Source organism: Agromyces sp. Marseille-Q5079, from assembly GCF_051016555.1.
In the GTDB taxonomy this organism is placed as follows: domain Bacteria; phylum Actinomycetota; class Actinomycetes; order Actinomycetales; family Microbacteriaceae; genus Agromyces.
In genome coordinates this window covers 383,572-398,978 of record NZ_JBPEJF010000004.1, presented here as the reverse complement: position 1 = coordinate 398,978, position 15,407 = coordinate 383,572, and the positions used below count along the sequence as shown (strand labels likewise).

The following is a 15,407-nucleotide window of genomic DNA, read 5'->3' as shown; positions in this document are numbered from 1 at the left end:
ATGTCTTCGAGCGATCCCCTCCACGACCTCGGCGTCCGCACGGGTCCCGACGGGGGCACGGTGCGCGTCTGGTCCGAGCACGCGACCTCCGTCGAGCTCGAGGTCTTCGACGGTGCCGACGCCGGATGGGCGAGCGATCGCGTCGCCCTCGAGCGCGACGAGCACGGCGTCTGGCAGGGGTCGACCGCGGCGCTGGTCGACGGGGCCCGCTACGGGCTCCGCGTCGACGGCCCGACGGGCGTCGAGCACGCCTTCAACCCGGCGCAGACGCTGCTCGACCCGTACGCACGCGGTCTCGCCGCGGTCGGCGACGGGTCCTGGCGCGGCGTCGCGCTCGACCGGCTCGCGGGGGCCCGGGGCATGGGACCCGAGGCCTTCGACTGGGGCGGTGCGGTCAAGCCTCGCGTGCCGTTGGATCACACGGTCGTCTACGAGGCCCACGTGCGCGGCTTCTCCAAGCTCAACCCGGCGGTGCCGGAGGCGATGCGCGGCACCTACGCCGGACTGGGGCACGACGCCTCGCTCGAGTACCTGACCGGACTCGGCGTCACGACCGTGGAGCTGCTCCCCGTGCAGGCGTTCGTCTCGGAGCACCGGCTGAAGCGCCAGGGCCGCGCAAACTACTGGGGCTACAACACCCTCGCGTTCTTCGCACCCCACGCGCCGTACGCGACCGCCGAGGCTCGCGCGAAGGGCGCCGGTGCGGTGCGCCGCGAATTCGCCGACATGGTGCGCCGCCTGCACGGCGCGGGCCTCGAGGTCGTGCTCGACGTCGTCTACAACCACACCGCCGAGGAGGGCCGGCAGGGCCCCACGTACTCGTTCCGCGGCATCGACAACGCCGCGTACTACCGCCACGACGCGCACGGCCGCTACGTCGACACGACCGGATGCGGCAACACCCTCGACTTCGGGCGCGACGAGCCGCAGCGCCTCGTGCTCGACTCGATGCGGTACTTCGCCGACGAACTGCAGGTCGACGGGTTCCGACTCGACCTCGCCGCCACGCTCGGCCGCGACGACCACGGCGCGTACACGCCCGAGCACCCCCTGCTCCAGGCGATGCTCGCCGACCCCGTGCTCGCCGAGTCCAAGCTCATCGCCGAGCCGTGGGACGTCGGCCCGGGCGGCTGGCAGACCGGCAACTTCCCGCGCGGCTTCATCGAGTGGAACGACCGCTACCGCGACCGCATGCGCGACTTCTGGCTGGGCGACCAGCGACGCGAGCGCGAGACGGGCGATGCCGGCAGCGGCATCGGCCGGTTCGCGACGCGTCTCGCGGGTTCGTCGAACACGTTCTCCCACGAACGCGGACCGCTCGCCAGCCTCAACTTCATCACCGCGCACGACGGGTTCACGCTCGCCGACCTGACCGCGTACGACGTCAAGCACAACCTCGGCAACGGCGAGTCCAACCGCGACGGCACCGACAACAACAACTCCTACAACCACGGCGTCGAGGGCGAGACCGACGACGACGCGGTGCTCACGGCGCGTCGGCGCAGCATCCGGAACCTGCTCGGCACGCTGCTGCTCTCGGCCGGCGTGCCGATGCTCACCGCCGGCGACGAATACGGGCGCACGCAGCGGGGCAACAACAACGCGTACTGCCAGGACTCCGAGCTGACCTGGCTCTCGTGGGATGCGGACGAGCGCGACCCCGGACTCGAGGCGACGACCAGGCGCCTCGTGCACCTGCGGCGGGACAATCCGGCCATCCGGCCCGTGCGGTTCGGCGTCTTCGGCGAGACCACGCCGAGTGCGTCGCAGATGGACTGGTACACCGCCGACGGCGAGACGATGACCATCGAGGACTGGAACGACCCGGCGGAGCGCACCCTGCAGTACCTCGCGGCCTCCACCCCCGAGGTCGAGGAGTTCAACCGCATCCTGCTCGTCGTGCACGCGCACGAGGCGCCCACCGAGATCGTGCTGCCCGCGCACGACGGGGTCACGGGGTACATGCTGCTCTGGGACTCGTCCGACGAGCATCCGGTCACCGAGTCCAGCGAGCACCTGCCCGGCGAGCGAATCGTGGTTCCCGCCCAGGCGATGCTGCTCTACCGAGCCCTCGGCGACGCCACCGGCAACGCCCCCGAGCCGGTCAGCGGACGCCTCTGATGGCGCGGCGATCCCATGACTCGGCGGGCACGCCCGCGACCGTCGCGCTGACCCGGGCGGGCATCGCCTTCCGTGCGCACGGCTACGAGCAGGCCCTCGCGCGGCCGCGTACGGGCTCGAGGCCGCCGAGAAGCTCGGCGTCGATCCCGACCTCGTGTTCAAGACCCTGCTCGCCTCGGTCGACGGAGCCCTCGGGGTCGCGATCGTGCCGGTCGCGATGCAATTGGACCTGAAGGCGTTCGCCACCGCCCTCGGCGGCAAGCGCGCGGAGATGGCCGACCCCGCCGTGGCGGAGCGCAAGACCGGCTACGTGGTGGGCGGCATCAGCCCGATCGGGCAACGCACCGCGCTGCCGACCGTGCTCGACGAATCGGCCATCCTCTGCGAGACGGTGTTCGTGTCGGGCGGCCGGCGCGGGCTCGACCTCGAGCTCGCACCCGACGACCTGCTCGCGATCACGGCCGGCCGCACCGCGCCGATCGCCCGCGCACGCTGACCACGCGCCGCCGAACGGCGGTCAGCCGGCGAGCGCGACGAGCCCCAGTTCGGCCGGCGAGACGAGCAGCGGATGCCGCGGCACGACGCGCACCGTGTAGCCGAACGCCCCGGCGCGATCGAGCACGATCGACCCGGTGAACAGCTGCGGGCCGTCGGCCGCGCCGCCGGCGTCGGTGCTGGAGGCCTCGGGCACCAGTGCGGTGCGCTGCGCGTGCTCGATGCGCTCGTCGGATCGGCTCCGACCGTGCACCGCCTCGACCACGACCTCGTCCGGCGCGAGGCCGCCGAGGTCGACGTGCGCGCGCAGGCGCAGCGCGTCGCCCACGTGCGGCGCCTCGACGCCACCGGACTCGACGTGCACGACGTGCACCCGCGGCCAGGCCTCGCGCACGCGGTCGCGATATGCGGCGAGCTCGCGCGCCCCGCGGTCGTTGTCGGCGGCGACGCGTTCGGCCTGCTCGGCGGCGGGCCGGTAGAGCTCCTCGACGTACTGCTTCACCATGCGGTCGGCGCCGAGCTCGGGGGCCAGCGTGGTGAGCGTGCTGCGCACGCGGCGCACCCACTCGACGGGCACCCCGTCGCCGTCGTGCTCGTAGTAGCGGGTCGCGACGCGGTGCTCGAGCAGCTCGTACAAGGAGGCCGCCTCGAGCGCATCCCGCTCGCCGGCGTCGCCGGCCGCATCCGCCGACGGGATGACCCAGCCGAAGTCGTCACCGGCGTACTCGGCCCACCATCCGTCGAGGATCGAGAGGTTGAGGGCGCCGTTCATGGCCGCCTTCATGCCCGACGTGCCGCAGGCCTCGAGCGGCCGGAGCGGATTGTTCAGCCAGACGTCGCACCCGGGGTAGAGCAGCTCGGCCATGCCCATGTCGTAGTCGGGCAGGAACACGATGCGCTCGCGCAGCTCGGGCTGCGACGCGAACTGCACGAGCTTCTGAATGAGGCGCTTGCCCTCGTCGTCGGCCGGATGCGACTTGCCCGCGATGACGAACTGCACGGGCCGGTCGGGGTTCGTGAGGATCGCCTTCAGCCGCTCGGGGTCCTGCAGCATGAGGGTGAGCCGCTTGTACGTCGGCACGCGGCGGGCGAAGCCCACCGTGAGCGTGTCGGGATCGAGCACCTGCCCCACCCACTTCGGCGGCTGCGCGCCCGCGTGCTGCTCGCTCCACGCGGCCGCCAGGCGGCGACGTGCGTCTTCGACCAGTTGGAGCCGCATACGACGCTTGACGTTCCAGAACTCGGCGTCGGAGACCGCGTCGCTGCGCCAGTCGGCGTGCTCGGTGTCGCCCGTGCCGAGGTTCGACTCGGCGAGCGCGAGCAGCGCGGGGTCGGTCCACGTGGGGGCGTGCACGCCGTTGGTGATCGACGTGATCGGCACCTCGTCGTGGTCGAAGCCCGGCCACAGGTCGCCGAACATGCGCCGGCTGACCTCTCCGTGCAGCTTCGACACGCCGTTCGCGTGCTGGGCGAGGCGCAGGCCCATGACCGCCATGTTGAACGCGCTCGTGGCGGGATCGGCACCGGGCTCGACGCCGAGGGCGAGCGCATCGGCGAGGTCGACGCCGGGCAGGAGCGAGGTCGTCAGGTACCGTTCGACGAGCCCCCGATCGAACCGGTCGATGCCCGCCGGCACCGGGGTGTGCGTGGTGAACACGGTGCCGGCGCGCACGACCTGCAGCGCTTCGGCGAAGGTGAGTCCCTCGCCGATGCACGTGGAGATGCGCTCGAGTCCGAGGAAGCCGGCGTGCCCCTCGTTCATGTGGAACACGTCGGGGAGCGGGCGCCCGGCCAGCTCGGTGTAGAGCTTGACCGCTCGGGCACCGCCGACGCCGAGGAGCAGTTCCTGCAGCAGGCGGTGCTCGCCGCCGCCGCCGTAGAGCCGGTCGGTCACCGAGCGAAGCGCATCGGAGTTGGCGGGGATGTCGGTGTCGAGCATGAGCAGCGGGATGCGGCCCACGGCGGCCGTCCACACGCGCGCGTGCAGCTCCGCGTCGTCGGGGAGGGCGAGGGTGACCTGCACGGGCGCCCCGTCGGGGTGGCGCAGCATCGACAGCGGCAACCCGTCGGGATCGAGCACCGGGTAGCGCTCCTGCTGCCAGCCGTCGTCGGTGATCGACTGCGAGAAGTAGCCGGCCTTGTAGAACAGGCCGACGCCGATGAGCGGCAGGCCGAGGTCGGAGGCCGCCTTCAGGTGATCGCCGGCGAGGATGCCGAGTCCGCCCGAGTACTGCGGCAGCGCCGCGGTGATGCCGAACTCTGGCGAGAAGTACGCGATCGTGCGGGGAACCTCGGCCCCGAGCGACTGGAACCAGCGGGGCTGCTCCAGATACTCGCGCAGGCCCGCACGCTCCTGTTCGGCCCAGTGCACGAACCCCTCGTCGGCGGCGAGCGCATCGAGCCGGTCGGGAGCGACCTCGCCGAGCAGGGTGATCGGATCGCGGTTCGACGCCCGCCACAATGCGGGATCGATGGCCTCGAACAGTCGACGCGTCGGCTCGTGCCACGACCAGCGCAGGTTGGCGGCCAGTTCTTCGAGGGCGGCGAGCGGTGCAGGGACGACGGCACGGACGGTGAACTTGCGGATGGGCTTCACCCCACCCAACCTACGGCCCACGCGTGTCGAATGTGTGAACGAACAGGCACACCCGCGGGAGCATTCCGCGCTACGGTCGATTGCGTGAGCTCCCGTACCGTTCGCGCCGGTCGCATCCCCGTCACCCGGCTCTCCCCCGCCGTGCCCGATCCGCGCTGGCGGCCCAAGGCCTTCGAGGGCGAGGTCGTGCCGTTCCGCGCGAACGTGTTCCGCGAGGGCCACGACCAGGTCGGCGCGATGCTCGTCGCCACGGCGCCGTCCGGTCTCGAGCACCGCGCGCGCATGGCGCTCACGGCGCCCGGTACCGACCGGTGGGAGGCGAAGCTCCTCCTCGACGAGGTCGGCGACTGGCGGTGGCGCGTCACGGGATTCGACGACGAGATCGGTACGTGGCGGCACGATGCCGCGCTGAAGGTCGACGCCGGCGTCGACGTCGACGTCATGTTCGAGATCGGGGCGCGGCTGCTCGATCGTGCGTCGACCGAGAAGTCCCGGCCTCCGGCGGTGCGCCGTCGTCTGGCCGCCGTCGCGGCGAGCCTCCGCGATGCCGAGGCATCCGTCGCCGACCGACGCGCGCTCATCGACGACTCCGCGCTCGCCGAGTTCGAGGTCCGGCCGCTCGCCCGACTCTCGAGCGAGTCCGACGAGCACGTGATCACCGTCGAGCGCCGTCGCGCGGGCGTCGGCTCCTGGTACGAGTTCTTCCCCCGGTCCGAGGGCGCGCGGCGCCTGCGGAACGGCACGTGGAGGTCAGGCACCTTCCGCACCGCGATCAAGCGGCTCGACGGCGTCGCCGCCATGGGATTCGACGTGCTCTACCTGCCGCCGATCCATCCCATCGGCGTCACCAACCGCAAGGGCCCGAACAACACGCTCGATCCGGCGCCCGGCGACCCGGGCTCCCCGTGGGCCATCGGCGGGCCTCTCGCCGACGGCACGCCGGGCGGGCACGACGCCGTGCACCCCGACCTCGGCACGCTCGCCGACTTCCGCGCCTTCGTGCGGCGGGCGAACGCGCTCGGCATCGAGGTGGCGCTCGACCTCGCGCTCCAGGCGTCCCCCGACCACCCGTGGGTCGGCGAGCACCCCGAATGGTTCACGACGCTGCCCGACGGCAGCATCCGCTTCGCCGAGAACCCGCCCAAGAAGTACCAGGACATCTACCCGATCAACTTCGACCTCGATCCCGACGGGCTCCTCGTCGAGGTCGAGCGCATCGTGCGGCACTGGATGAAGCAGGGCGTGCGCATCTTCCGCGTCGACAACCCGCACACCAAGCCGCTCGCGTTCTGGGAGCGGCTCATCGGCGAGGTCAACGCCACCGATCCCGACGTCGTCTTCCTCGCCGAGGCGTTCACCCGGCCGTCGATGATGCAGGCGCTCGCGATGGTCGGGTTCCAGCAGTCGTACTCCTACTTCACGTGGCGCAACACCAAGGAGGAACTCGAGGAGTTCCTGACGAGCGTTTCGCAGGAGACCGCCGACTTCATGCGGCCGAACCTCTTCGTGAACACGCCCGACATCCTCACCGAGTACCTGCAGTTCGGCGGGCCGGCGGCCTTCACCGTGCGGGCCACGATCGCCGCGACCGCCGCCCCCAGCTGGGGCGTCTACACGGGCTTCGAGCTGTTCGAGTCGGTCGCGCGCCCCGGCGCCGAAGAGGCCATCGACAATGAGAAGTACGAGTACAAGCCGCGCGACTTCGCCGCCGCCGAGGCCGAGGGCCGCTCGCTCGCGCTCTACCTCGGCATCCTGAACGGCATCCGCAAGGCCCACCCCGCGCTCGGGCAGCTGCGCAACATCCGGTTCCACGCCAGCGACGACGACGCCGTGATGGCGTACTCGAAGCACCTCGAGGGCCAGTTCACCCCCGACGGTCTCGACGACACGATCATCGTCGTCGCGAACGTCGACCCGCATTCCGTCAGGGAGACCACCGTGCACCTCGACCTCGCCGCCATCGGGCTCCCGCCCGGATCCCGATTCACCGTCGAAGACCTCGTGACCGGGCAGCGCTGGCAGTGGGGCGAGGACAACTACGTCCGCCTCGACGCCTTCACCCGCCCCGCCCACGTCCTCCACGTCGTCCGTGGTTCCGATGACTGACCGGATGCCGCCGACCGGGCCCCAGGTCGCCGACGACGTGCTGCAGGCTGTCGCCGAAGGACGGCACGCCGACCCGCATTCGGTGCTCGGCCAGCATCCCGTGCCCGCCCCGGCGGCGGATGCCGAGGGGCTCACGGTCATCCGCGCCCGACGCTCGCTCGCCGACGGCGTCGCGGCCGTCTTCGACGACGACTCGACGCTCGCACTCGCGCACGTCGGCCACGGCGTCTGGGCCGGCCTGTCGCACGCGGGCCTCCGCGACTACCGCATCCGCGCGACCTACGGGGAGGAGTCCTGGACGAGCCAGGACCCCTACCGCTTCTCGCCGAGCATCGGCGAACTCGACCTGCACCTGATCGGCGAGGGCCGGCACGAGGAGCTCTGGCACGTGCTCGGCGCGAACCACCGATCGCACTGGGGTGTCACGGGCGCCGTCGACGGCACGTCCTTCACCGTCTGGGCACCGCGCGCCCGAGCCGTGCGCGTCGTCGGCGGCTTCAACCGGTGGGACGGCACCTCGCACGCCATGCGCAGCATGGGCGCATCCGGCGTCTGGGAGCTCTTCGTGCCCGACATCGAGCCCGGCACGGTCTACAAGTTCGAGATCCTGGGCCCAGACGGAACCTGGCGGATGAAGGCCGACCCGATGGCCCGCGCGGCCGAGGTCGCCCCCTCGACCGGCTCCGTGGTCTCCTCCACCACGCACGAGTGGCAGGACGGCGACTGGCTCGCAGAGCGCGCCGCGACCAATGCGCACGAGCGGCCGATGAGCATCTACGAGATGCACCTGGGCTCATGGCGCCCCGGGCGCGGCTACCGCGAGGTCGCCGACGAGCTCATCGAGTACCTCGGCTGGCTCGGCTACACGCACGTGGAGTTCATGCCCCTCGCGGAGCATCCGTTCGGCGGATCCTGGGGCTACCAGGTGACGGGCTACTTCGCGGTGACGAGCCGGTTCGGCTCCCCCGACGATCTGAAGTACCTGATCGACCGCCTGCACCGCGCGGGCTACGGCGTGATCATGGACTGGGTGCCCGGGCACTTCCCGAAGGACGAATGGGCCCTCGCCCGGTTCGACGGCGAGGCGCTCTACGAGCACCCCGACCCGCGACGCGGCGAGCAGAAGGACTGGGGCACCTACGTCTTCGACTTCGGCAACCCGCGGGTGCGCAACTTCCTCGTCGCCAATGCCCTGTTCTGGCTCGAGGAGATGCACGTCGACGGACTGCGCGTCGACGCCGTCGCCTCCATGCTCTACCTCGACTACTCGCGTGAAGACGGCGAGTGGGAGCCGAACATCCACGGCGGGCGAGAGAACCTCGAGGCCATCGGGTTCCTGCAGGAGGCCACGGCGACCGCGTACAAGCGCAACCCCGGCATCGTCATGATCGCCGAGGAGTCGACCTCGTTCCCCGGTGTCACGGCGCCCACCTCGAGCGGCGGCCTGGGCTTCGGCTACAAGTGGAACATGGGGTGGATGCACGACACGCTCCAGTACATCGCGAAGGATCCGATGTACCGCTCGCACCACCACCACGACCTCACGTTCTCGTTCCTCTACGCGTTCAGCGAGCACTTCGTGCTGCCCATCAGCCACGACGAGGTCGTGCACGGCAAGGGGTCGCTCATCCGCAAGATGCCGGGCGACCACTGGCAGCAGCTCGCCAACGTGCGCGCGTACCTGTCCTTCATGTGGGCGCATCCCGGCAAGCAGTTGCTGTTCATGGGCCAGGAGTTCGGCCAGCTCTCCGAGTGGAGCGAGGAGCGCGGCCTCGACTGGTGGATCCTCGAGCAGCCGAGCCACAAGGAGCTCGCGGAGTTCGTGGGTGCGCTGAACCGCACCTACCGCGAACACGCCGCCCTGTGGCAGCTCGACGACGACTCGGCCGGGTTCGAGTGGATCGAGGGCGGCGCGGCGCAGCAGAACGTCGTCGCCTTCATGCGTTACGACCGCGACCGCCGACCGTTGCTCTGCATCGTGAACTTCGCCGGCCGGCCGCACGAGCGCTTCCGGCTCGGGCTCCCGGTCGCCGGGCGCTGGCGCGAGGTGCTGAACTCGGATGCCGCGCAATGGGGCGGATCCGGCGTCGGCAACCTGGGTGCGGTCGTCGCCACCGACACCCCGTGGTCGGGCCGCCCGGCCTCCGCGGAATTCACCCTCCCGCCGCTCGGCGCGGTCTGGTTCACGCTCGAGTGAAGACGACCGGTGAACGACGAAGGCCCCGCCGAACCGGCGGGGCCTTCGTCGTTCCGAGACGCGGGCGACTCGGAGGGCAGCAGGTCAGAACAGCAGGTTCGTGAGACGACGACGCGCGACCGCGACCCGCGGGTCCTCGGTGCCGACGACCTCGAACAACTCGACCAGGCGCTCGCGCACGAGCTTCTTCTGGTCGGCGTCGAGCTTCGGGAACATCGTCAGGAGCCGGTCGAAGGCATCGTCGACGTGTCCGCCCGAGAGGTCGAGATCCGCGACCGCGAGCTGCGCGTCCAGGTCGTCGGGGTTCGCAGCGGCCGTGTTGCGGATCGACTCGAGCGTCTTGCCGTTCAGGCGGCCGAGCAGGTTCGCCTGCGCGAGACCCGCAAGCGCCATCTGGTCGCGCGGGTCCTGCGCGATCGCCGTCTTGTACGCGGATGCCGCGGCCGCGAAGTCGCCGCGCTCGATCGCGTCGTACGCCTCCTGGTGCAACGGCGGCAGGGGCGGCTCGACGGGTGCCTGCGGCTCGGCGTCCGCGCCGGTCTCGTCGGAGACGGGCACCTGACCCGTGACGCCGTGCTGGGACGCGAGTTCGAGCAGCTGGTCGAAGACCTGGTCGATCACGTCGTCGGGTTGGACGCCGGCGAAGAGCGGCACGGGCTGACCCGCCACCACGGCGACGACGGTGGGCACCGACTGCACCTGGAAGGCCTGGACGAGCTGGGGACTGCGGTCGGCGTCGGCGGCGGCGAGCACGAGGCGCCCGCCGCGGGCGCGCACGAGTCGCTCGAGGGTCTCGACGAGGCCGGTGGACGGCTCGCTCCACGACGCCCACACGGCGACGACGACCGGAACGGTGCGCGAGAGCTCGAGGGCGGCGCCGAAGCCCGAGTCGTCGGTCTGGAAGACGACCTGATCACCGCCGGCACCCGGGGGCGGCGTCGCCTGGCCGTTCTGCGGCGGTCGCTGCACGAGCGAGGACAGGTCCACTGCGCCGCGAAGCGCGGCGTGCGGGGTGGGGTCGGTCACGGTACCTCCGATGCTCCGATGAGACTCTCGGACCAGCCGAGGAGTCGGATCTTCTCTTCTGAACCCACGGCCGGCACGTAGAACACCATCTGGATGCCGATCTCGCGCTGGACGCCCTTGGCGCTCTTGCCGGTGAAGCCCGACAGGGCCGCGCCGGGCGCGCCTTCCTGGAAGCCGATGGTGCCGCCGTCGTTCGGCGTCACCTTCTCGGTCTGCAGGATGTCCGCGGTCACCAGCGCGCCGGAGTCGTTCGTCGCGAGCGCGATGGTCGGGCCGTCGCCGACCTCGTTCGAGAAGGCGATGTCGGCGGTCGGCGACGTGGTCTTGAGATCGTCGCGGATCTTCTGCTGCCCCTCGACGCCCAGCTGCTGCTGCAAGAGGTCGTTCTCGGATTCGAACATCTCCGCGTACTCGGAGTCGGCACCCTTGATGAGCACGTCGGCGTAGGCCGCGCCGACCTGGTCGGGCTGCATGACCAGGCCCTTGAACTCGGGCGAGATGAGCGGAGCGCCGAGGCTGGCCGGTGCGACCTCGGGCACGTCGGCGTCGGGTGCGAGGGCCATCGCGTAGACGACCTTGTAGTTCTCGCGCGGCGACATCTGCTGGAGGAACATGGCCGTCGGCGCGACCGTCTCGTCTTCGGACGAGTCGCCGACCACGAGCACGGTGCGACCGGATGCAGGCCAACCGGCGACCTGCTGCGGGAGGATCAGCGTGGGCGCCGTCGAGGGGATCGGCACCGGTCCGGCCTGGTCGGGCAGGCTCGTGCGGATCGCGTAGTTGGCCTTGCGCGCCTCGAGCGCCGGGCCCGTGAATCGATCGGCGACCGCACCGGCGTCGAGCGCGGCATCCGCGTCGGCGGCCGTGGTCGCGACCTTGGTCATGATGCGTTCCATCTGCGGGACCGTCACGGCCGGCACGAGCTCCTCGGCCGGGGCCTCGCCGTCGGACGGCGCCTCGGTCGCGGCCGGATCGGCAGGATCGACCGGGGGTTCGGTCGTGGCCGGGGCCGTGGTGGCGGGAGGCTGCTCGAAGCTCGGCCAGTAGTCGGACGAGCACGCCGTGAAGGCGAGCACCGGGATGACGAGCACGGGAAGGAGTGCGATCCGCTTCGTCCGCCCGATCGCCCGGCGGCCGCCCATCTGGCTCCGGCGGAGCGCCGGCGGCTTGGGCCCGCTCGGGAGCTTGCCGCGCGGTCCCTGGTTGCGGCGAGGTCCGCGCGAGCGGCGATGGTGCAGGAAGCCGGAGATCACGAGCACGATGCCGACGAGGAACAGGACGCCGCCGCCGACGAGCAACGGACCGGCCCAAGGGGTGGAGTTGTCGAGCGGCCACGCGAGCGAGACCGTCGACGGTGCGGGATTCGTGCCGTCGGATGCGATGAGCACGGCGATGTCCTCGGGCACGTCGATGGTCGTGGTGACCGAGCGTTCACCCGAGATCTCGTCGAGCCAGAGGTCGGAGCCGGCTGGGTTGGCCGCCGGGTCGACCTCGACCTCCTCGGCGGCGTCGGCGTCGGCGGTCGCCTCGGGGGTCGGCGTCGGCGTTGCGGACGGCGCCGGCCTGGCGGTGGGCGAGGTCGTCTCCTCGGCGGGCTCCTCGCCGCCCTCGGCCTCCGCGGCCTGCTCGACGCGGTCGGCGGAGTCGGTCGCGACCAGCTCGCCGCTCTCGGCGTCGTATCCGAGGGACTCGTACTCGTCGTCGCCGATCCAGGCGACGACGTCGCTCGACCGGCCGTAGGCGAGGAAGACCAGCTCCGAGCCCGAGACGGTGAGCGTCTGCTTGCCGGAATACGCCTCGAGCGCGCTGGGCTCGACCACGATGAACGGCACGTCGGACTCGATCGTGGACGTCAGCGACACCCGATCGGGTTCGAGGAACACCGTGCGCTGCGCGATGCCGAACCCGACCATCACGGCGGCGGCGGCGAAAGCCAGAATGGCGAAGACGAATCGCACGTTACCTCCGGTGCCGCTCGATGCGGCGTTGAACAAAGACAACCAAGCCTACCGACTCCAGTCTGGGAGTCGCCCCGCCGCCGGTCCGAAGTGGGAATCCGCCGCCTCTTCCACAGCCGTTCCCGATGGCCCCGCCATCCCCCGTAGAATCATTGGATTCCCGCACGCGCCCCCACGAGGCGGGACAGAGCCCGGAGGAAGAATTGGCCGTCGAAGAGACCGAGTTCACGCAGGTTTTCCGTGGATACGACAAAGACGAAGTCGACAAGAGCATCAATGGCCTGCGTCGAGACATCATCACCGCGAACAACCAGCTCGCCGAGCAGACGAAGGAGCACAAGCGGCTCCTCGCCCGCATCGAGGAGCTGAGCGCCGAACTCGAAGAGGTCGGCAGCCCGACCTTCTCCGGACTCGGCACGAAGCTCGAGAACACGCTCCGCGTGGCCGAGGAGCAGTCCACCCGCCTCATCGCGCAGGCCGACATCGACGCCGAGAAGCTCCGTCGTGCCGCCGAAGACGAGGTGCACCTCCTCCGCTCCGACGCGCACGAGCTCGCCGACCGCACGCTCAGCGAGGCGAAGGCGCAGGCCGCCCGCGTGCTCGAGAACGCGCGCTCCGAGGCCGACGACATGGTCTCCCGTGCCCACGAGGCGAGCGAGCAGCTCCGCCAGGACGCCGCACGCGACGCCGCCGCGATCCGCGGCGCGGTGAACACCGAGGCCGCCGAGCTCCGCACGAGCGCGAAGCGCGACGCATCCGCCGCCCTCGCCGCAGCCGAGCGAAAGGCCTCCGACCTCCTCCTCTCCGCGAACACCGAGGCGACCGAGGCCCGTGCGACCGCGGCCGGCCTCGCCCAGGAGACCGAGCAGACGCGCGCCGAGGTCGCGATCGAGCTCGATCGCGCTCGCGCCGAGCTCGCGAAGGAGACCGAGCAGGCCCGCATCGACCTCGCCGCCGAGACCGAGCAGTCTCGTCTCGACCTCGCGCGCGAGGTCGAAGAGGCGCGCGCGGCCATCGACGCCGAGATCACCGAGCGGCGTGCCGCCCTCGTCCACGAGCTCGACCAGGCCCGCACCGACCTCGACCGCGAGCTCGCCGCGAGCAGGTCCGAGCTCGCGCAGCAGAAGGAGCAGGCCGACGTCGACCTCACGCGCGAGGCCGAGGCCGCCCGCCTGAAGCTGCAGCACGAACTCGAGCGCCTGCGTGCCAAGCACGCCGCCGACCTCGACCAGATGCGCGCCGACCTCGCGCTCGAGCAGGAGCAGGCCCGCGCCGACTTCGACGCCGAGTCCGAGCAGTCGCGCATCGATCTCGACAACCAGTTGACGTCCATGCGCAAGAAGACCACCCACGAGGTCAACCGCATGCGTCGTGAGATCGAGAAGGCGCACCTCGACCTCGAGGCCGAGCTGTCCACCAAGCGCGACGAGGCCGAGCAGGAACTGCTCGCGACCCACCAGGCGGCCGTGGCCGAGACCCAGAAGTTCCTCGACGACGCCAACGCCGAGCTCGCCGAGGCGATCGCCCGCACGGCCGACAGCCGCGCCGAGGCCGAGCGTCTCGAGACCCAGGTGCGCAGCGAGATCGCCGTGGTCCGCGACAAGGCCGACGACGAGGCGCGCGAGCGCATCGCCGAGGCGCACGATCAGGCGCGCAAGCTCATCGCCGACGCCGAGGAGCGCACCCGTGCACTCGTCGCCGACGCCGAGGACCGCCTGTCGCAGATCAAGATCGAGCGCGACGCGGTCGCAGGCTACTTCGAGAGCCTCCGCGGCGTGCTCACCCAGGCAGAGCAGGTCGCTGCGGCGAGCCGCGCCTGAGCCGGACGGCGAGGCCGGTGAAGATCCAGAACGCGTTCCGCATCGGCCTCGCCGGCACGCTCGGCGTCGGCGTGGGCATCCTCATCCTCACGTCGATCGCCAGCCTCTCGACCGTGCTCACCTACGTCGGTGCGGCACTGTTCCTGGCCCTCGGCCTCGAGCCCGCCATCGGCTGGCTCGAGCGCCGGGGGCTTCCCCGTTGGGCGGCGATCCTCATCGTCATGACGGGAGTCGGACTCATCGTCGCGGCGCTCGTGCTCGCGGTCGTGCCGATCGTCGTCGATCAGGTCGGCCAACTCGTCGAGGAGATCCCGGCGATCGCCGACCGGGTCCAGTCCACCGACTGGATCGAGGAGCTCTCCCAGCAGTTCCCGCAAGTGCCGATCAACGACCTCACGCAGCAGGCGACCTCCGCGATCACGGACTTCTTCACGAACCCCGAGAAGCTCTCCGAACTCGCCGGCGGCGTGTTCCAGGTCGCCGTCGCGATCGGGGCGGGCATCTTCGCCATGGTGATCGTGTTCATCCTCACCCTGTACTTCTCGGCGTCGCTGAACGCGATGAAGCACACCGCCTACCAGCTCGTTCCGGCATCGCGACGCTCCCGCTTCGCCGACCTCACCGAGCAGATCACCCAGTCGGTCGGCCGCTACGTATTCGGTCAGGCGGGCCTGGCCGCCTGCAACGGCGTCGCGAGCTTCATCTTCCTGTCGATCATCCAGGCGCCCTTCCCTGCCGTGCTCGCCTTCGTCGCGTTCATGTTCTCGCTCGTGCCCCTGGTCGGCACACTCACCGCATCCGTCGTGATCGTCCTCGTCTGCCTGATCCCCGGGCTCGGTTCGCCGCTCACCGCGCTGGTGGCGGCGATCTACTACCTCGTCTACATGCAGGTCGAGGCATACGTGCTCAGTCCGCGCATCATGAACCGCGCGGTGAAGGTGCCGGGCGCGCTCGTGGTCATCGCGGCGTTGGCCGGCGGCACGCTCCTCGGGATCCTCGGCGCGCTCGTCGCCATCCCGGTCGCGGCGTCCCTCCTGCTCATCATCAAGCAGGTCGTGATCCCCCGGCAGAACACCCTCTGAGGCGAG

General features: G+C 70.9%; 8 protein-coding genes and 1 pseudogene. 6 read left to right on the top strand and 3 right to left on the bottom strand.

All coding sequences use genetic code 11. The features are described from left to right. Entirely contained in the window at window positions 1–2,121 is a 2,121-nt protein-coding gene (gene glgX / locus ACR3IO_RS12450) for a glycogen debranching protein GlgX (protein WP_434071519.1), read from the top strand. Further along, window positions 2,121–2,617: pseudogene (gene ybaK, locus ACR3IO_RS12445) on the top strand (Cys-tRNA(Pro) deacylase). Before glgX ends, ybaK begins: the two are co-directional and overlap by 1 nt. Window positions 2,618–2,638: 21 nt before the next feature. Here the strand turns inward: ybaK and glgP are convergent. Next, window positions 2,639–5,212, bottom strand: a complete 2,574-nt coding sequence (gene glgP / locus ACR3IO_RS12440) for an alpha-glucan family phosphorylase (RefSeq protein ID WP_434071518.1) — start codon at window positions 5,210–5,212, stop codon at window positions 2,639–2,641. A gap of 30 nt (window positions 5,213–5,242) precedes the next feature. On the opposite strand from glgP, the gene ACR3IO_RS12435 reads away from it, so the two are divergent. Both ACR3IO_RS12435 and glgB read left to right on the top strand, forming a co-directional pair. After that, entirely contained in the window at window positions 5,243–7,318 is a 2,076-nt protein-coding gene (locus ACR3IO_RS12435) for an alpha-1,4-glucan--maltose-1-phosphate maltosyltransferase (RefSeq protein ID WP_434071517.1), read from the top strand. After that, window positions 7,311–9,515, top strand: coding sequence for a 1,4-alpha-glucan branching protein GlgB (gene glgB, locus ACR3IO_RS12430; RefSeq protein ID WP_434071516.1), 2,205 nt, complete (start codon window positions 7,311–7,313; stop codon window positions 9,513–9,515). Before ACR3IO_RS12435 ends, glgB begins: the two co-directional genes overlap by 8 nt. Window positions 9,516–9,599: 84 nt before the next feature. Here glgB and ACR3IO_RS12425 read toward each other — a convergent pair whose 3' ends face one another. Then, window positions 9,600–10,541: a tetratricopeptide repeat protein gene (locus tag ACR3IO_RS12425; RefSeq protein WP_434071515.1), complete on the bottom strand. Its 942-nt coding sequence runs from the start codon at window positions 10,539–10,541 to the stop codon at window positions 9,600–9,602. Further along, a complete protein-coding gene (locus ACR3IO_RS12420; protein WP_434071514.1) occupies window positions 10,538–12,535 on the bottom strand; it encodes a hypothetical protein in 1,998 nt (665 codons plus the stop codon). The genes ACR3IO_RS12425 and ACR3IO_RS12420 overlap by 4 nt, the downstream gene beginning before the upstream one ends. Window positions 12,536–12,702: 167 nt before the next feature. Here ACR3IO_RS12420 and ACR3IO_RS12415 point away from each other — a divergent pair, with 167 nt between their 5' ends. Both ACR3IO_RS12415 and ACR3IO_RS12410 read left to right on the top strand, forming a co-directional pair. Next, the gene (locus ACR3IO_RS12415) at window positions 12,703–14,319 is read left to right on the top strand and encodes a hypothetical protein (protein WP_434071513.1); all 1,617 of its coding nucleotides are present in this window, start codon (window positions 12,703–12,705) and stop codon (window positions 14,317–14,319) included. Window positions 14,320–14,336: 17 nt separating this feature from the next. Next, complete coding sequence (locus tag ACR3IO_RS12410) at window positions 14,337–15,401, top strand: AI-2E family transporter (protein ID WP_434071512.1); 1,065 nt, start codon at window positions 14,337–14,339, stop codon at window positions 15,399–15,401. The last annotated feature ends 6 nt before the right edge of the window (window positions 15,402–15,407 follow it).

Coding starts and splice junctions, on each gene's coding strand:
- glgX (WP_434071519.1), top strand. CDS start 1: ATGTCTTCGAGCGATCCCCTCCACGACCTCGGCGTCCGCACGGGTCCC.
- ACR3IO_RS12435 (WP_434071517.1), top strand. CDS start 5,243: ATGTGTGAACGAACAGGCACACCCGCGGGAGCATTCCGCGCTACGGTC.
- glgB (WP_434071516.1), top strand. CDS start 7,311: ATGACTGACCGGATGCCGCCGACCGGGCCCCAGGTCGCCGACGACGTG.